This is a genomic window from Nocardia kruczakiae NBRC 101016, from assembly GCF_001612965.1.
GTDB lineage: Bacteria > Actinomycetota > Actinomycetes > Mycobacteriales > Mycobacteriaceae > Nocardia > Nocardia kruczakiae.
In genome coordinates this window covers 1-16,959 of the sequence record NZ_BDBL01000038.1, presented here as the reverse complement: position 1 = coordinate 16,959, position 16,959 = coordinate 1, and the positions used below count along the sequence as shown (strand labels likewise).

Here is a 16,959-nt window from a genome sequence, read left to right as displayed (position 1 = left end):
CGCTGCTCTGAGGGGCTGGTTCCGGGCGGGTGACCGCCGGGGCCGGCACACCGGCGGAGCGGCGCGCGTGTTGTGTGGCCCCGGGTTGGCACAACTGAATAAGCACCGTGCTGGATGACATTGCGATTCCAGCCGAAGGGGCGTAGCTCAATTGGCAGAGCAGCGGTCTCCAAAACCGCAGGTTGCAGGTTCAAGTCCTGTCGCCCCTGCACTGGATGCCAGCGACGAGAGAGGGTTCACGTGAGCGACGAGCGGGACATTCGCCACGGCGCGCATGCCGCCGATGACGAAGACACCGCTGCGGTCAGCCGGCCGAGTGGTAAGCGGTCGACTCGCCGGGCTCGCACCGGATCCTCCTCGGACACCGGCTCCGTCGCCACGATCGACCGTGGCGACAGCTCGGATTCGGCATCGCGCAGGGCGTCCAAGTCGGCGGGTAAGAAGAAGACCGCCGAACGCGGTCGGGGCAATCCCTTCAAGCGCCTGGTGAAGTTCCTGCGGGAAGTCATCGCGGAACTGCGCAAGGTGATCTGGCCCAACCGCAAGCAGATGGTCACCTATACAAGCGTTGTCCTGGTGTTCGTGATCTTCATGGTCGCGTTCATCAGCGGGTTGGACCTGGCGTTCATCAAGGGTGTCAACTGGCTGTTCGGCTAGCTGACCGGTGCGTCGGGAGCGGAGCCTACGGAGCGACCCATGGGCGCTGCCAGCCGTCCGCCACGCGAGGACGGAAACCATCCGCCGGATTCACCTCCGGCGTAGTGGATGTACGTGACGACACAGGAAGCGAGTGCCCAGTGAGCACCCCGGAGAACGGCACAACCGACGAGTTCCCGGTCGACGACGAGGCGGCGGAGACGGCCGTCGACGAGGCGACCGTCTCGGACGGTACCGAGGCGTCCTCCGGCGAAGTCGAGGGCGACACCACCGACACCGACGAGACCGAGACCGACGCACCCGCGGAGCCCGCGGCACCGGAAGAACCCGCCGACCCCGTCGCCGAGATGAAGGCCGCGCTGCGTCGCGCCCCCGGCGACTGGTACGTCATCCACTCCTACGCCGGTTACGAGAACAAGGTGAAGACCAATCTCGAGACCCGCGTGCAGAACCTGGGCCTCGAGGACTACATCTTCCAGGTCGAGGTGCCGACCGAGCAGGTCACCGAGATCAAGAACGGCCAGCGCAAGAACGTGCAGCGCAAGGTGCTGCCCGGCTACATCCTGGTCCGGATGGATCTCAACGACGAGTCGTGGGGCGCGGTCCGCAACACCCCCGGCGTCACCGGATTCGTCGGCGCCACCTCCCGTCCGTCGCCGCTGACGATCAACGACGTGGTGAAGTTCCTGGTCCCGGCCGAGCAGCAGCAGAAGAAGCCGGCTGCCGCCGCGGCGGGCGCCGCCGCGTCCACGTCGGAGACCGTCACCGAGACCGCCGCCAAGCCGGCCATCGAGGTCGACTTCGAGGTCGGCGAGTCGGTGACCGTGATGGACGGTCCGTTCGCGACGCTGCCGGCCAGCATCTCCGAGGTCAACGCCGAACAGCAGAAGCTGAAGGTGCTGGTGTCGATCTTCGGTCGCGAGACCCCGGTGGAACTCGCGTTCACGCAGGTCGCGAAGATCTGAGACTTCCGGGGTTCGCGCCCCGGGACAGGCTTACGGAAGTCCGTAAGGAACCTAAACCAAGGAAAGAAAGATGCCCCCCAAGAAGAAGAAGGTCGCCGGGCTCATCAAGCTCCAGATCCAGGCTGGTGCGGCCAACCCGGCTCCGCCGGTCGGCCCCGCGCTGGGTCAGCACGGCGTCAACATCATGGAGTTCTGCAAGGCGTACAACGCGGCGACCGAGTCGCAGCGTGGCAACGTCATCCCGGTCGAGATCACGGTCTACGAAGACCGCTCGTTCGACTTCAAGTTGAAGACTCCGCCCGCCGCCAAGCTGCTGCTCAAGGCCGCCGGTGTGCAGAAGGGCTCCGCCGAGCCGCACCGCAACAAGGTCGCCACGGTCACCATGGATCAGGTCCGTGAGATCGCCAAGACCAAGCAGGAAGATCTGAACGCCAACGACATCGATCAGGCGGCCAAGATCATCGCGGGTACCGCTCGCTCGATGGGTATCACCGTCGCCGACTGACGGTCCCGTCTCCGCCGGTGACCGGCGGGATGTGCGTGGGAGGGACGGCCAGTCCCGACAACCACTTCTGACTTACGAACAGGACAGAGAATCATGGCAAAACGAAGCAAGGCTTATCTCGAGGCGGCCGCCAAGGTCGACCGCGCTCAGCTCTACTCCCCGCTGTCGGCCACCCGGCTGGCGAAGGAGACCTCGACCACGAAGACCGACGCGACCGTCGAGGTCGCCGTTCGTCTGGGTGTCGACCCCCGCAAGGCCGACCAGATGGTCCGCGGCACCGTCAACCTGCCGCACGGCACCGGTAAGACCGCGCGCGTCATCGTGTTCGCGGCCGGCGAGAAGGCCGCCGAGGCCGAGGCCGCCGGTGCGGACGCCGTCGGCGCCGAGGATCTGATCGAGCGCATCCAGGGCGGCTGGCTGGACTTCGACGCCGCGATCGCCACCCCGGACCAGATGGCCAAGGTCGGTCGCATCGCGCGTGTGCTGGGCCCCCGCGGCCTGATGCCGAACCCGAAGACGGGCACGGTCACCACCGATGTGACCAAGGCCGTCAACGAGATCAAGGGCGGCAAGATCAACTTCCGCGTCGACAAGCAGGCCAACCTGCACTTCGTGATCGGCAAGGCCTCCTTCGACGAGAAGAAGCTGGTCGAGAACTACGGCGCCGCGCTGGAGGAGATCCTGCGTGTGAAGCCGTCGACCGCCAAGGGCCGCTACGTCAAGAAGGTGACGATTTCGACGAACACCGGACCGGGCATCCCGGTGGACCCGAACCGCACCCGCAACCTCACCGAAGAGGACGCGTAAGGCGTAGGTAGCTTTCGACGAGGGCCGGTAGGAGAAACTCCTACCGGCCCTGTGTTTTTCGCCTCCGCTTCGCTCCGGCGGGTTCTCGGCCCCCTGGGCCATGTACGCCTCGTTTTGGCTTCTAGCTGCGGGTCCGCTATTCTGTTCTACGGTCGTCAGCCAGTCTGGCGATCACCCCCAATCGTTCTACCGAAGACCGTTGGTTGCTGCCGTCAGGCAGTCGAAGGTCCGGCGATATTGCCGGCGGCCCACGCAGGGAGAGCCGAGGTGAGGGACGACATGTGAGCCGTGTGCTCATGTCGAGTTTCTTGTGCGCCCCGGGACCACTCTGCGTCCGGGGCGTTTGCTTTGTCGCCGGGTCGACGTAGCCTCCCCGGGTCCAGCCTCCGCGAGTCGGTAGTTCATCGCAGAACCGACCATCCAGAGAGGAGGCGAAGTATGGCGAAACCAGAGAAGGTCACCGCGGTCGCGGAGATCACCGAGCAGTTCAAGAGCGCTACGGCCACTGTGATCACGGAATACCGTGGTCTGTCGGTCGGCAACCTCACCCAGCTGCGTCGTGCGCTGGGCAGCAATGCCACCTACTCCGTCGCCAAGAACACCCTGGTCAAGCGTGCGGCCGCCGAGGCGGGCGTCGAAGGCCTGGATGACTTGTTCGTCGGTCCGACCGCGATCACCTTCATCACCGGTGAGCCGGTCGACGCCGCCAAGGCCCTCAAGACCTTCGCCAAGGACAACAAGGCGCTGGTCATCAAGGGTGGCTACATGGACGGCGCCGCGCTGTCGGTCTCCGAGGTCGAGCGCATCGCCGACCTGGAGTCGCGTGAGGTGCTGCTGGCCAAGCTGGCCGGCGCCATGAAGGGCAACCTGACCAAGGCGGCCGGCTTGTTCGCCGCGCCGGCCGGCCAGGTGGTTCGCCTGTTCGCCGCGCTCGAGGACAAGCAGCGCGCCGCGGGCGGTGCCGAGGCGGCTCCCGCCGCCGACGCCGAATAAGCCGACGCGAACAAGTCGACAAACCAACTCTTTTCTCCCCGCCGATGCGGGGATGAACTACCGAAAGGAAACACCATGGCCAACGTGGACGAGCTGCTCGAGACCATCGGCAACATGACCCTGCTGGAGCTCTCGGACTTCGTCAAGAAGTTCGAGGAGAAGTTCGAGGTCACCGCCGCCGCTCCGGTCGCGGTCGCCGCTGTCGGTGGCGCCGCTGCTCCGGCCGAGGCCGCCGAGGAGCAGGACGAGTTCGACGTCATCCTCGAGGGTGCCGGCGACAAGAAGATCCAGGTCATCAAGGTCGTGCGTGAGATCGTCTCCGGCCTGGGCCTGAAGGAAGCTAAGGACCTGGTCGAGGGTGCCCCGAAGCCGATCCTGGAGAAGGTCGCCAAGGACGCCGCCGACGCCGCCAAGGCCAAGCTGGAAGAGGCCGGCGCGAAGGTTTCCGTCAAGTAATTGCGGTAATCGAGTCCGGAAAAGGGCGGTCCCGTTGCGGGGCCGCCCTTTTCACATATTCGTGGTGAATGTTGTGAACTGTCGCGACCGGCTCATTACCGTCGACATTTCTACCGACCAGTCAGGTAGGGTGTCCTGCACCAGCGGCATGCGATACAGTGGCCGCACCCCAGTGTGACGCGTCACACCGCGCAGAAATTCGGTGACGCGGCCGTGGGCGCTCGTCAGAAGAAATATGGAGGTCGACGTGGGCGTCGAGGTCAGGACCGAAGGTGTTACGAAATCTTTCGGGTCCCAGCGGATTTGGCAGGATGTCACTCTGACCCTGCCCACGGGGGAAGTCAGCGCCTTGCTCGGCCCCTCCGGTACCGGTAAATCGGTGTTCCTGAAGTCGTTGATCGGTCTGCTGCGCCCCGAGCGCGGCTCGATCTACATCGACGGCACCGACATCACCACCTGCTCCAACAAGGAGCTCTACGAGATCCGCAAGTTGTTCGGCGTTCTGTTCCAGGACGGCGCGCTGTTCGGTTCGATGAACCTGTTCGACAACGTGGCCTTCCCGCTGCGCGAGCACACCAAGAAGAGCGAATCCGAGATCAAGCAGATCGTGATGGAGAAGCTCGAGCTGACCGGTCTGCTCGGCGCCGAAGGCAAACTGCCCGGTGAGATCTCCGGTGGTATGCGCAAGCGTGCCGGCCTGGCCCGCGCGCTGGTGCTGGACCCGCAGATCATCCTCGTCGACGAGCCGGACTCCGGTCTGGACCCGGTGCGTACGACCTATCTGTCGCAGCTGCTGATCGACATCAACGCGCAGATCGACGCGACGATTCTGATCGTTACCCACAACATCAACCTGGCTCGTAGCGTGCCCGACAACATCGGCATGCTGTTCCGCCGCCAGCTGGTCATGTTCGGCCCCCGCGAGGTCCTGCTGACCTCGGAGGAGCCGGTGGTCAAGCAGTTCCTCAACGGCCGCATGGTCGGCCCGATCGGTATGTCGGAGGAGAAGGACGAGGCCCAGATGGCGCGCGAGCAGGCGCTCGCCGACGCCGGCCACTACGACAACGGCACCGAGGACGTCGAGGGCATCATCCCGCAGATGAAGGCCACCCCGGGTATGCCCGTGCGCCAGGCCGTGGAACGTCGTCGCCGCCGCGTGCTCGAGATCATGCACACCCTGCCGCATTCGGCGCAGGTGGCGATCCGCGAGTCGATGGAAGAGAACGGCGATACACAAGTCCTTCCGGCGTATACGGGTAACGCTCCGCAATATCAGGGCGGCACGTACGACACCACCGTGCGACACGACACAACCAACGGGTAACATACGCAACCGTGAATCAACCCCTGGCACGGCTGCGCACTCCGGTCGAGTCGGGATTTGCGCAGGCCGGCAACATTTTTGCACTGCTCATTTCCGTGGCACGCAACACCCTGCGCCGGCCTTTCCAATGGCGCGAGTTCATCGAGCAGTCGTGGTTCATCGCGAGCGTCTCGATCCTGCCCGCCGCACTGGTGGCAATCCCGTTCGGCGCCGTTGTGGCATTGCAGACCGGTTCACTTATCAAGCAGCTCGGTGCTGAATCGTTCACCGGCGCAACCAGTGTGCTGGCAACTGTGCAGCAGGCCGCTCCCGTCGTCACCGCGCTGATCATCGCCGGTGCGGCGGGTTCGGCTGTGGCCGCCGACCTCGGCTCCCGCACCATCCGCGAAGAGATCGACGCGATGGAGGTGCTCGGCATCGATCCGGTGCAGCGTCTCGTCGTGCCGCGTGTCCTCGGCATGATGCTGGTGGCGCTGCTGCTCAACGGCCTGGTTTCGGTGGTCGGCATCTGCGGTGGATATTTCTTCAATGTGTTGCTGCAGGGCGGAACTCCCGGCGCCTACCTGGCGTCGTTCTCCGCGCTGGCGCAACTCCCGGACCTCTGGATCGGTGAATTCAAGGCTCTGATCTTCGGATTGCTCGCGGGCGTGATCGCCGCATACAAAGGTTTGAATCCCAAGGGGGGACCGAAAGGTGTTGGTGACGCGGTGAATCAATCCGTGGTGATCACCTTCCTGGTGCTCTTCTTCGTCAATCTGCTGCTGACGTTGGTGTACCTGCAGGTCGTCCCGGCCAAGGGTTCGTGACGATGGTTGTTTCCCAGCGTTCTCCGATCTTTTCGAGGCGGATGCGCCGAGTAGGTGCTGCGCTCAAGTCGCCGGTGAATGTCATCGATCGCGCCGGCGATCAGATGTCGTTCTATTCCAAGGCGATCGCGTGGATTCCGCGCACCGTCGTGCATTACCGCAAGGAGGTCATGCGGCTGCTGGCCGAGGTGACCTTCGGTTCGGGTGCACTCGCTGTCATCGGCGGCACCATCGGTGTCGTGGTGATGATGTCGGCCTCGGTCGGTGTCGTCGTCGGCCTGCAGGGCTTCAAAGCTCTCGACGCCCTGGGCAGTTCGGTGCTCACCGGCTTTCTGACCGGCTACATCAATACACGCGAATTGGCGCCGCTGGTCGCGGCATTGGCATTGTCTGCGACGGTCGGCTGTGGTTTCACCGCGCAATTGGGTGCGATGCGAATTTCCGAGGAAATCGACGCGCTCGAGGTGATGGCGGTACCCGGCGTGCCGTTCCTGGTGACCACGCGCGTCATCGCGGGTTTCGTGGCGGTGATTCCGCTCTACATCGTCGGCCTGCTCGGCACGTTCATCGCGTCCAGGCAGATCAGCGTGTGGTTCAACGGGCAATCCACGGGTTCGTACGACCATTATTTCGGTCTGTTCCTGCCACCCGAGGACGTGCTGTATTCGTTCGTGAAGGTGCTGGTGTTCGCCTTCGTGATCATCCTGATCCATTGCTATTACGGCTTCAACGCCACCGGCGGTCCGGCCGGCGTCGGTGTGGCCGTGGGACGCGCGGTACGTGCGTCGATCGTGCTGGTGAACATCCTCGACTTCTTCCTCAGCCTGGCGATCTGGGGTACGACGACGACAGTGCGAGTCGCGGGATGAGCGGACCAGGCGCGGCGGCAGCCCGAAAGGTGGGAGCATGAGCGCGCGCAGTGTGCAATTCTGGCGCTCTACCGAGAAACTCCGAATCCGCACGTTGGGCATCGTGTTCTTCGTGGTGATGGCGCTGTTTCTCGGCACGACGATCGCGGCCTACAACAAGGTGTGGGTCAAGGTCGTCAAGGTCGATCTGATCACCGATACCGTCGGAAACGCGTTGACCCGCAATGCGGATGTGAAAGTTCGCGGGGTCAATGTCGGCGAGGTGCGTTCCAGTGAATCCGCCAACGGCAAGGTGACCCTGCACCTGGCGATCGATCCGGACAAGGCCTCGAAGATTCCGTCCAATGTGACGGCCCGGCTGCTGCCGAAAACTCTGTTCGGCGAGCGTTATGTCGATCTGGTTTGGCCCGAGCAGCCCAGCCCGAAGCATCTGCAGGCGGGAATGACGCTGTATCAGGACGCCAGCGGCAACGCCGTCGAGGTGAGCCAGCTGCTGGATTCGATCATGCCGCTGCTGCAGGCGATTCCGCCGCAGTACCTGGCCTCGACGCTGGGCGCGCTGTCGCAGGCGCTGGGTGGTCAGGGTGAGGAACTGGGCCACACCATCGATCGGCTGGACGACATCTTCCGCGATATCAACGGCGTGATGCCGCAGCTGCAGGACGACATCCACACCTTCGCGACGGTCGCCGACACCTATTCGGACGCGCTGCCGCAGTTGGTCGATGCCTTCGACAATCTGCGCACGCTGAATGCCACCATCGTGCAGAAGCGTTCGCAGTTGGACACGCTGTATTCGGTCCTGACCCCGACGTCGTCGAAGACCGCCGATTTCCTGACGGCCAACCACGACAACATCATCGATATCGCGGCCGATTCGCGTGAGGCGCTGGAACTGCTGGCGACCTATTCCCCCTCGTTCCCCTGCACGATGAAGAATTTCGCGCAGCTGAAGCCGCGTATCGACGACATCTTCGGCAAGGGCACCGATACCCCGGGTTCGCGGGTCACGATCGAGATCACCAATCCGCGTGGCCGCTATCTGCCCAACCAGGACGAGCCGCGCTGGCTGGATACGAACCGGCCGCCGGCGTGTTTCCCCGAATATCCGCTCGGGGTGGATCCCGGTCAGTATCCGACCGGATCGGCCAACGACGGTTCCTATCAGCCGCCGACCCGGAATCCGGGTGACCAGAACATCGGTCAGCTGCCGGCGGCACAGTTCTCGGTCTACGGCGCCGCCGGCGCCACGACCATGGGTTCGCCCGCCGAACAGCACACCCTGGGTGCGATCTACGGTGCGGCGAACGGGGTTTCGCCCGATCAGGTGCCCAGCTGGGTGAGCCGGATCGGCGCCCCCGCGATGCGTGGAAGTGAGGTGAGTGTGCGATGAAGGCCACGTTGCGTGGTCTGGGCGGGCCCCTGACCAAACTGGGCATCTTCGTGCTCGTGACCGTGCTCGCGACCGCGTTGCTGGCGCTCACCATCGCCAACTATTCCGGTGGCGGCACCGAATTCAAGGCGCGGTTCAGCGATGTGACATCGCTGAACAAGGGCGACGAGGTGCGCATCGCCGGTGTGCGGGTCGGCAAGGTGACCAAGGTGTCGGTCGTCGATCGCAACATGGCCGAGGTGCACTTCCAGCTCACCGACCGGGACTGGCTGCCCGCCTCCACCACCGCGACCATCCGCTACCGCAACCTGGTGGGGCAGCGCTACATCGCGCTGGAGCAGGGCGCCGGACAGCAGGGCCGCAAGATCACGAAGGGCGCCACGATTCCGCTGGAGCGGACCAAGCCCGCGCTGAACCTCACCACCCTGTTCAACGGTTTCCGGCCGCTGTTCCAGACGCTGTCGGCCGAGGACGTGAACAAGCTGTCCTACGAGATCATCCAGGTCTTCCAGGGTGAATCGGGCACGATCACCGATCTGGTGCGCAACACCGCGAGCCTGACGAACAAGATCGCCGACAAGGACGCGGTGATCGGCGAGATCGTCAAGAACCTCAACCAGGTGCTGGACGCGGTGAACGCTCGCGACGGACAGCTCAACGATCTGATCGTCAATACCGAAGCGCTGGTGAGCGGGCTCAACGCCGAACGCGGCACGATCGGCTCGGCGGTGCAGTCGCTGGGCAATCTCGCCTCGGCGACCGCGGATCTGCTGGTTCCCACCCGGCCGACCCTGCAGGGGTCGATCGCCGGCCTGAACCAGCTGACCGGCACCCTGAACGATCGTTCCGACGAGGTGAACGAGGCACTGACGAATCTGCCGATCAAGATGGAGAAATTGGGTCGCGCGGCCAGTTACGGCTCGTGGTTCCAGTTCTACCTCTGCGGTATCGATATCGTCGCTGGTCCCGGAGTGAAGGATGCGCCGCAATTGAACCTGCCGGCCGAGATGCCGACGGTGAATCAGCCGGTCTACACCAACCCGGCGCCGCGCTGTCACGGGAAGGGTGGCCGCTGATGGAAGACCGGGTTCTCCTCGGCAAGCGCAGCCCGGCGTTCATGGGCGGGCTCGGCTTGTTCATGGTGCTGCTGATCGCGTTGTCGGCGTTCTTCTTGGACAAGCTGCCGATCATCGGCGCGAGCACCAGTTACACCGCGGAATTCTCCGAGGCCGCGGGCCTGAAGAAGGGTAACGAGGTACGCATCGCGGGCGTGAAGGTCGGCGATGTGTCCGATGTGCGCCTCGACGGCGACCGCGTGCTGGTCGACTTCCGGACCAAGGACGCGTGGATCGGCGATGCCACCACGGCGTCCATCCAGATCAAGACCCTGCTCGGGCAGAAGTATCTGGCGCTGGATCCCAAGGGTTCCCACCCGGCCGATCCGGACAAGCGAATTCCGTTGTCGCGCACGGTTTCTCCGTACGACGTGGTCGAGGCCTTCAGTGATGCCGCCTCGGATATCGAGAAGACCGATACCGCGCAGCTGGCCACCAGCTTCCGGGTGCTCTCCGACGCGTTCTCCGGCACCCCGCCGGAGATCCGCGGCTCGATCGACGGCGTCGCCCGGCTGTCGGAGACGCTGGCCAAGCGCGACGAGGAGCTCAAGCACCTGTTCAACGCGACCAACAAGACCACCAAGGTGCTCGCCGACCGCAACGAGCAGTTCGAGCGGTTGCTGGCGAACGGCGGTGAGCTGCTGGCCGAGTTGAACGTCCGCCAGCAGGCCATCTCGCAGCTGCTCAACGGCGCGAAAACCGTCGCCGCCGAATTGAGTGCGCTGGTGCACGACAACGAGCAGCAGATCGGTCCGGCGCTGACCAATCTGAAGAAGTCCATCGACATGCTCAACGACAATCAGCAGAACATCTCCAAGACGCTGAAGCTGGCGGCGCCGTTCTACGGCCTCTACGCCAACGTGCTGGGCAACGGGCGCTGGTTCGACGCGGTGATCGTCAACCTGATCCCGCCGGCGCTGCCGGAGATTCCGGGTAACCGCCCGCCGATCCGCACCCTGGGAGGCAACTGATGCAGGCTGCTCTCGGTAGGGGATCGCGCCGGGATCCGCTGACGGTGATCCGCGAATCCGGCCGCGGCACCAAGATCGCCCTGGCCCTCGGCACGGTTGCCGTGGTGGTCGTCGCCGGTGTGCTGTGGTGGCTGTTCAGCAGCTACAACACCACCAAGATCACCGCCTACTTCGACAAGTCGATCGGTATCTACGAGGGCTCCGAGGTGCGCATCCTCGGCGTCCCGGTGGGCAAGGTCGATTCGGTCACGCCGCAGGGTGATCAGGTGAAGGTCACCATGCACGTCGACCGGAAGTACGACATTCCGGCCGATGCCAAGGCCGCCCAGATCACGCCCTCGGTGGTGTCGGACCGCTACATCCAGCTCACGCCCGTCTACAAGGGCGGGCCGAAGATGCCGCGCAACGCCACCATTCCGCGCGACCGCACGGCGACCCCGGTCGAGGTCGACCGGCTGTACAAGAGCATCCAGGAACTGTCGGATGCGCTGGGGCCCAACGGCGCCAACAAGGACGGCGCGGTGAACGAGCTGGTCCGTACCGGTGCCGCGAATCTGTCCGGGAACGGGGACGCGCTGGCCAACAGCCTCACCCAGCTCTCGCACGCGGCCCGGTATCTGTCGGACGCGCGCGGCGACATCTTCGACACGATCAAGAATCTGCAGATCTTCGTGCACACCCTGGCGGTCAACGACCAGCAGGTGCGCGAATTCAACACGCAGCTGGCGGATCTGGCCGGATTCCTCTCCGGTGAGCGGGAGAACCTCGGGCAGGCATTGAATCTGCTGTCGATCGCGCTCGGCGACGTCGCCCGGTTCATCGACGACAACCGGGACCTCGTCGCCGAGAACGCCGATGCGCTGACCAAGCTGACCCAGACCCTGGCCGATCAGCGCCAGGATGTGGCGAACGCGCTGCCGGTGCTGCCGGTGGCGCTGAGCAACCTGATCAACATCCACAACGGTGAATCCGGCACGCTCGACATGCGCGCCAACTTCACCGATCTGCAGAATCCGTTCGGGACCGTCTGCAAGATGCTCGACCTGGGCCAATTGCGGCCCGGCGACCCGAAATTCGATGCGATCAGCCGGCAGATGCGCCCGATCCTGGATCAGTGCAAGGTGATCACCGATCAGATCAAGGACGGTGTGCAGACGCCGTCGCTGGTGTTGCCGTTCGGCATCCTCAGCGGCGACAACATCCAGAAGACCCCGGCTCCCGGCAGTGTGCCGGGCACCCCGTCGGACCGGCAGCCGCCGTCGCAGCAGGAAGGTGGCCAGCGATGACGCCCTTCGCATTCCGCAGGACGGCCCGCGGACTGGGGGCCGTCGCGGTGGTCGGCGTGACCGCGATGCTGGTGGGTTCGTGTTCCTCGGACGGTATCTACAGCGTGCCGCTGCCCGGTGGCGCCGATGTGGGTGACCATCCGATGCATATCGACGTGCGTTTCGACGACGTCCTGGATCTGGTGCCGCAGTCGGCGGTCAAGGTCGAGGGTGTGCCGGTCGGCCGGGTGGAGTCCATCGACGTCGCCCCCGACGGCTGGACGGCGAGCGTGCACACGGTGGTCAACTCCTCGGTGAAGCTGCCCGCCAACGCGCACGCCGAGGTGCGGCAGTCGAATCTGCTCGGCGAGAAATTCGTCGAGCTCTCGGCACCGAAGGACGAGGCCTCGCCCGATCGGTTGAAGGACGGCGCGGTCATCCCCGTCGACCGGACCCGGCACGCGGTCGAGATCGAACAGGTCCTCGGCGCGCTGTCGCTGCTGCTCAACGGCGGTGGCGTGGCGCAGTTGCAGCCCATCGTGGTGGAACTGAACAAGGCGCTGGCCGGCCGGGAGAACCGGGTACGGTCGCTGCTGGATCAGGCCGACACCCTCATCGACGGCCTCAATCAGCAGGTCGCCGATATTCAGCACGCGCTCGACAGCCTGGGCACGTTGTCCAGCCGGGTCGGTCAGCAGTCCGAGCAGATCGGCAAGATCCTCGACGAACTGCCGGCCGGTATCAAGATCCTCGACGAGCAGCGGCCGCAGCTGATCGGCTTGCTGAAGCAACTCGACCGGGTCGGCCAGGCCGGGGTCGACGTGCTGGACAAGTCCAAGGACAACCTGATCCGCGATCTGCAGGCGCTGCGGCCGACACTGCAGGAGCTGGGCCGTTCGGCGCCGGATCTGGTGACCGCGTTCCCGCTGATCCTGACCTATCCGTTCCCGGACGAGGCGATCAAATCGACCTTCGGTGGTTCGGTGAACACCTGGCTGTCGGTCGACACCCAGATCGGTGTCCTGATGTCGAATCTCGGTGTGGGCAAACCGGATCCGGTGTACATCCCGCCGAAGTACGGGCCGCCGGTGCCGGTGGATCCGACCAATCCGTATTACAACGGCAACGGCCCGCGGCCGGGCTGGCCGACGGTGTCGCTGGTGCCGCTGCCGCCGACCGTGGTGGCTCCGGCCCCCGCCAAGCCGGGTGACCCGATCGGGTCGATTCTCGATCAGTTGGGAGTGAAGCCGCGATGAGTAGATTGGTGCGCTACCAGCTGATCGCCTTCGCGGTGATCGCCGTGCTCGGCGTGGTCTTCGTCGGCGCGAAGTACATTCACCTCGACCACATGCTCGGCTTCGGCCAGTATCAGGTGAAGGTGAAGGCCAAGACGACGGCCAACCTGTCCAAGGGCGCCGAGGTCACCTATCGCGGTGTGCCGGTCGGACGGGTGGACTCCCTCGATGTCACCCCCGACGGCGTGATGATCTATCTGGAACTGGATTCCGGGAAGCCGAAGGTCCCCGCCAGTGCCAAGGCCGTGATCGCCAACCGCTCGGCGATCGGTGAGCAGTACCTGGATCTGGTGCCGGAGACGTCGAAGGGTCCCTACCTGCGCGACGGTTCGGTCATCGACGGCGCCGAGACCCCGATCCCGGTCGAGGATCTGCTCGCCAGCGTCAACCACTTCGCGAGTACGACGGATCTGACGGCGTTGAGCACGACCGTCACCGAACTCGGTAAGGCCTTCGACGGGCAGGGCGACAACCTGCGCATACTCGTCGATTCGCTGAACAAGTTCTCCCAGACCGGTGTCGAGGCGCTGCCACAGACCGTGCAGCTGATCCGGGACGCCCAGACCGTGCTCGGCACCCAGGCCGACCAGTCGCCGGCGATCCGGACCTTCAGCGACGGCCTGGATCGGCTCGCCGTGCAGTTGCGAGCCAACGATCCCGATATCCGGCGGTTGATCGGCACCGGTGCCGATGCCGGCGAGCAGATCGGCAAGCTGCTCGACCGGAGCGGGCAGCCGCTGACCACGGATCTGTCGAATCTGCGACTGCTGCTGCAGGCGGTGTCGCCGCAGACCTACACGCTGAAGCCGCTGCTGCAGATGCTGCCGCTGCTCTCGGTCGGTGGTTCGGCGACCGCGCCCGGCGACGGCACGACCCACTTCGGCCTGGTGCTGGAAACCAACAATCCGCCGGCCTGTACCGTCGGATACGAGGGAACTCAGCGCATTCTCGACCAGATGAAGGCGCAGAATCCCAATTTCGACGACACCCGCGACGATTTCCCGTTCAACACGGACGCGAAATGCACGGTGCCGTTCGGAAGTCCGACCGACGTCCGCGGCGGCGCGCGTGCGCAGTACGCCGATCCGAATGTCCCGCAGCCGTGGGATTCCAAGCCCAAGACCGATCCGGACAAGCTCAACCTGAGCCCCGTCGCCATCCAGTTGGCCACTCTCATCGGAGTGACCCCGAAGCGGTGAGGCGGGTACGGGAGGCAAGTCCGGAAAACCGACGACGCTAGGGTGTCGCTGTGAGTTCTGATCTGCCCAACCCCTCCTCGCAACCTGCGGTGGAGCCGCCGGACGACGCCGAAAAGGCGGTAGCTGAGGCGTCGCCGGCCGCCCGGCCGGGTTCGTCGACACTGCGCACGGTCGTGACCTCGGTCGCGGCGGTGTGGCTGGTGGCGGCCCTGGTCCTGGCGGCGTTGTTCGGCACCGGCTGGGTCCGCGCGATGTGGTTCACCGACGGTCCGCGCGCCGATGCGCGCGATACCGCGCTGGATGCGGCCCGGCAGGCGGCGATCAACCTCACCTCGATGAATCCCAGCGATGTCGAGGGGTCGATCACCACCATGCGGTCCTCGATGACCGGCGACATGCTGACCCAGCTCAACGAGAACCACGACCGCATCAAGGATGCCGCCGAGAAGTCGAAGACCAAGATCGACAGCAAGGTGCTGGGAGCGGCGCTGAGCTCGCTGGACAGTGAGCGCGACAAGGCCTCGGCGATCGTCGTGCTGAAACTCACGCAGACCGCGCCCAACGTTCCGGTGCAGTCCTTCCGGGCCACCTGGACGCTGGATATGAAGAAGGACGGCGACACCTGGAAGGCCGAGCAGGCCAATTCGCTCGGCCAGCTGGTGTCGCTGGACACCCCCGGTCCCGCCGGGGCGGCCCAACCGCCCGCGAACGGAAACACCGCGCCCGCGCCGAGCGCGCCCGCGAATCCGTCCGAGGCGCCCGCCCCCCAGCCGGGATCGTAGGAGAGGTACACCGATGGCATCCCGTCCGCCGATCAACAAGGTTTCCCCGCGGCTCAAGCCCGGTGACCGCTCGTCCGAATCCGCCGAGCGCACGATCCGCCGCCGCGGCGGCGCCGATCGCACCGCGTCCGGCGCGAAATCCGCCAAGCCCGCCGGCAAGTCGACGAACACCAAATCGCGTACCCGGACCGTGCGCGCGGGTGCGGCGACCACGCGTCCGGCGCCGTCGGTGGCAGCGCGTCCGTCCCGGAGGCTGCCGCGTCCCGGCCGCCTGACGCGGCCCGCGCCGGCCGGCTGGGGTCTGGCCGCCGGTCTGATCGTGGCGAGTGTGCTGTTGACCGCGTTCGCGGTGGTCGCGGCGCTCGAGCCGGGGGTGGACAACGGCAACAAGGCCTTCGTGGACACCAAGGCCACCCAGGAGGTGACCGCGGCGGCCGACAACGCGCTGAAAACGGTCTATTCCTACGACGTGAAGACCGTCGGCGGTTACAAGGATGCCGTGCACAAGGTCGTCACCGGCAAGATGCGCGGTGATTTCGACAAGTTCGCCGACACCACGGTGTCCGCGATCCAGCAGGCGCAGTCGACCGCGCAGGCCACTCCCGACCCCATCGGTGTGACTTTGCTCACTGACGACCGGGCGGAGTTGCTGGTGAATCTGACCGTGAGCGCGACCAAGAACGGTGCTCCGCAGGAGAGCGCGTCGGGTCCGATCGTCTTGCACATGCAGAAGGTGGACGGTCACTGGCTGGCGAGCGAGATCGCCGACCGTTGAGTGGCCCAGACGGGTTCGGAAGTATGTTCGAGCCCGTCACCTGCGGAATCTTCCCAGCTCAGCGGCGGATATTTGCCCGCCTGACGGTGTGATTCGCCAGCGCCACAGGGGATCTCGCGGTTATCGAGGTGGTCTCGCCACTTGACGACTTACGTCCGAACCGTCACGCTATTCACAACAGCGGCAGCTGTGACAGGGTCGAGTACCCAGGTCGAGGCGCCGCCGGAGACTCGAACGCAGCCAGCGGAAGCGGGTCCGGCGCGCCGAACATCCGGAACTCGGTTCGGATGGTACTTTGACACCCCTTCTTCGTGGGTGTAGGTTTGGACTTTGCGCTGGCTGCCTCCTGTCCATTCCTTGATCGCATCACGAAAGTTCCACCGTTGAGGTGTTACTTCCGTTGTTTGCTGTTCGGGTTTTGTCCGGGTTGTAACCAGCAGAACTCGTAGCAGACAAGCGACGGTCGCTTGGTGTCTCGTACGTACAGGCACCGGGCGACGCGCGTGAGGTGCTGGAAGGACGCATCTTGGCAGTCTCCACCCAGACCAAGGCCGGTATTCCCGGAGCCCCGAAGCGGGTGTCTTTCGCGAAGATTCGTGAGCCCTTGGAGGTTCCGGACCTTCTCGATCTACAAACCGAATCGTTCGCGTGGCTGGTCGGTGCCCCCGATTGGCGTGAGCGGGCCATCGCCCGGGGCGACGCCAGCCCGGTCGGTGGGCTGGAGGAGGTGCTCGAGGAGCTCTCGCCGATCGAGGACTTCTCCGGTTCCATGTCCCTGTCCT

General features: G+C 65.1%; 18 protein-coding genes and 1 tRNA gene. All 19 read left to right on the top strand.

Annotation, left to right across the window (positions count from 1 at the left end; translation table 11 throughout):
* The first annotated feature begins 136 nt into the window (after positions 1-136).
* A tRNA-Trp gene (locus NK1_RS25080) sits at positions 137-209 on the top strand.
* Between the two features lie 31 nt (positions 210-240).
* On the top strand, positions 241-657 hold the full coding sequence (gene secE / locus NK1_RS25075) for a preprotein translocase subunit SecE (RefSeq protein ID WP_063012517.1): 417 nt from the start codon (positions 241-243) through the stop codon (positions 655-657).
* A 140-nt stretch (positions 658-797) separates the two neighbouring features.
* Positions 798-1,622, top strand: coding sequence for a transcription termination/antitermination protein NusG (nusG, locus tag NK1_RS25070; protein ID WP_063012515.1), 825 nt, complete (start codon positions 798-800; stop codon positions 1,620-1,622).
* Between the two features lie 70 nt (positions 1,623-1,692).
* Complete coding sequence (rplK, locus tag NK1_RS25065) at positions 1,693-2,127, top strand: 50S ribosomal protein L11 (protein ID WP_030516276.1); 435 nt, start codon at positions 1,693-1,695, stop codon at positions 2,125-2,127.
* Positions 2,128-2,220: 93 nt separating this feature from the next.
* Entirely contained in the window at positions 2,221-2,934 is a 714-nt protein-coding gene (gene rplA / locus NK1_RS25060) for a 50S ribosomal protein L1 (RefSeq protein ID WP_039781108.1), read from the top strand.
* Between the two features lie 438 nt (positions 2,935-3,372).
* Positions 3,373-3,927, top strand: coding sequence for a 50S ribosomal protein L10 (gene rplJ / locus NK1_RS25055; RefSeq protein ID WP_063002261.1), 555 nt, complete (start codon positions 3,373-3,375; stop codon positions 3,925-3,927).
* A gap of 75 nt (positions 3,928-4,002) precedes the next feature.
* The gene (gene rplL, locus NK1_RS25050; protein ID WP_036505922.1) at positions 4,003-4,383 is read left to right on the top strand and encodes a 50S ribosomal protein L7/L12; all 381 of its coding nucleotides are present in this window, start codon (positions 4,003-4,005) and stop codon (positions 4,381-4,383) included.
* A 235-nt stretch (positions 4,384-4,618) separates the two neighbouring features.
* Entirely contained in the window at positions 4,619-5,707 is a 1,089-nt protein-coding gene (locus tag NK1_RS25045) for an ABC transporter ATP-binding protein (RefSeq protein WP_051043278.1), read from the top strand.
* 11 nt (positions 5,708-5,718) lie between these two features.
* Positions 5,719-6,513, top strand: a complete 795-nt coding sequence (locus NK1_RS25040) for an MlaE family ABC transporter permease (protein WP_051025193.1) — start codon at positions 5,719-5,721, stop codon at positions 6,511-6,513.
* Positions 6,514-6,554: 41 nt separating this feature from the next.
* Positions 6,555-7,382 (top strand): MlaE family ABC transporter permease, encoded by an 828-nt coding sequence (locus NK1_RS25035; RefSeq protein ID WP_086006975.1) that lies wholly within the window; start codon positions 6,555-6,557, stop codon positions 7,380-7,382.
* A gap of 37 nt (positions 7,383-7,419) precedes the next feature.
* Complete coding sequence (locus NK1_RS25030) at positions 7,420-8,775, top strand: MCE family protein (RefSeq protein ID WP_063012513.1); 1,356 nt, start codon at positions 7,420-7,422, stop codon at positions 8,773-8,775.
* The gene (locus tag NK1_RS25025) at positions 8,772-9,851 is read left to right on the top strand and encodes an MCE family protein (protein WP_174552749.1); all 1,080 of its coding nucleotides are present in this window, start codon (positions 8,772-8,774) and stop codon (positions 9,849-9,851) included. Before NK1_RS25030 ends, NK1_RS25025 begins: the two co-directional genes overlap by 4 nt.
* Complete coding sequence (locus tag NK1_RS25020) at positions 9,851-10,861, top strand: MCE family protein (protein ID WP_063012511.1); 1,011 nt, start codon at positions 9,851-9,853, stop codon at positions 10,859-10,861. The genes NK1_RS25025 and NK1_RS25020 overlap by 1 nt, the downstream gene beginning before the upstream one ends.
* Complete coding sequence (locus tag NK1_RS25015; protein ID WP_084461530.1) at positions 10,861-12,147, top strand: MCE family protein; 1,287 nt, start codon at positions 10,861-10,863, stop codon at positions 12,145-12,147. Before NK1_RS25020 ends, NK1_RS25015 begins: the two co-directional genes overlap by 1 nt.
* Entirely contained in the window at positions 12,144-13,382 is a 1,239-nt protein-coding gene (locus NK1_RS25010; RefSeq protein ID WP_084461528.1) for an MCE family protein, read from the top strand. Before NK1_RS25015 ends, NK1_RS25010 begins: the two co-directional genes overlap by 4 nt.
* Positions 13,379-14,620, top strand: coding sequence for an MCE family protein (locus NK1_RS25005; RefSeq protein ID WP_063012509.1), 1,242 nt, complete (start codon positions 13,379-13,381; stop codon positions 14,618-14,620). The genes NK1_RS25010 and NK1_RS25005 overlap by 4 nt, the downstream gene beginning before the upstream one ends.
* A 50-nt stretch (positions 14,621-14,670) precedes the next feature.
* Entirely contained in the window at positions 14,671-15,402 is a 732-nt protein-coding gene (locus NK1_RS25000; RefSeq protein ID WP_157104430.1) for a hypothetical protein, read from the top strand.
* Positions 15,403-15,415: 13 nt separating this feature from the next.
* On the top strand, positions 15,416-16,177 hold the full coding sequence (locus NK1_RS24995; protein WP_063012505.1) for a hypothetical protein: 762 nt from the start codon (positions 15,416-15,418) through the stop codon (positions 16,175-16,177).
* Positions 16,178-16,685: 508 nt separating this feature from the next.
* The coding region (locus NK1_RS24990; protein ID WP_157104429.1) for a hypothetical protein at positions 16,686-16,959 on the top strand (274 nt) is incomplete at its 3' end.

Excerpts from the sequence above, each read along its gene's own strand:
- rplK (WP_030516276.1), top strand. The coding sequence starts at position 1,693 with ATGCCCCCCAAGAAGAAGAAGGTCGCCGGGCTCATCAAGCTCCAGATC.
- rplA (WP_039781108.1), top strand. The coding sequence starts at position 2,221 with ATGGCAAAACGAAGCAAGGCTTATCTCGAGGCGGCCGCCAAGGTCGAC.
- rplJ (WP_063002261.1), top strand. The coding sequence starts at position 3,373 with ATGGCGAAACCAGAGAAGGTCACCGCGGTCGCGGAGATCACCGAGCAG.
- rplL (WP_036505922.1), top strand. The coding sequence starts at position 4,003 with ATGGCCAACGTGGACGAGCTGCTCGAGACCATCGGCAACATGACCCTG.
- NK1_RS25045 (WP_051043278.1), top strand. The coding sequence starts at position 4,619 with ATGGAGGTCGACGTGGGCGTCGAGGTCAGGACCGAAGGTGTTACGAAA.
- NK1_RS25035 (WP_086006975.1), top strand. The coding sequence starts at position 6,555 with ATGCGCCGAGTAGGTGCTGCGCTCAAGTCGCCGGTGAATGTCATCGAT.
- NK1_RS25030 (WP_063012513.1), top strand. The coding sequence starts at position 7,420 with ATGAGCGCGCGCAGTGTGCAATTCTGGCGCTCTACCGAGAAACTCCGA.
- NK1_RS25025 (WP_174552749.1), top strand. The coding sequence starts at position 8,772 with ATGAAGGCCACGTTGCGTGGTCTGGGCGGGCCCCTGACCAAACTGGGC.
- NK1_RS25020 (WP_063012511.1), top strand. The coding sequence starts at position 9,851 with ATGGAAGACCGGGTTCTCCTCGGCAAGCGCAGCCCGGCGTTCATGGGC.
- NK1_RS25015 (WP_084461530.1), top strand. The coding sequence starts at position 10,861 with ATGCAGGCTGCTCTCGGTAGGGGATCGCGCCGGGATCCGCTGACGGTG.
- NK1_RS25010 (WP_084461528.1), top strand. The coding sequence starts at position 12,144 with ATGACGCCCTTCGCATTCCGCAGGACGGCCCGCGGACTGGGGGCCGTC.
- NK1_RS25005 (WP_063012509.1), top strand. The coding sequence starts at position 13,379 with ATGAGTAGATTGGTGCGCTACCAGCTGATCGCCTTCGCGGTGATCGCC.
- NK1_RS24995 (WP_063012505.1), top strand. The coding sequence starts at position 15,416 with ATGGCATCCCGTCCGCCGATCAACAAGGTTTCCCCGCGGCTCAAGCCC.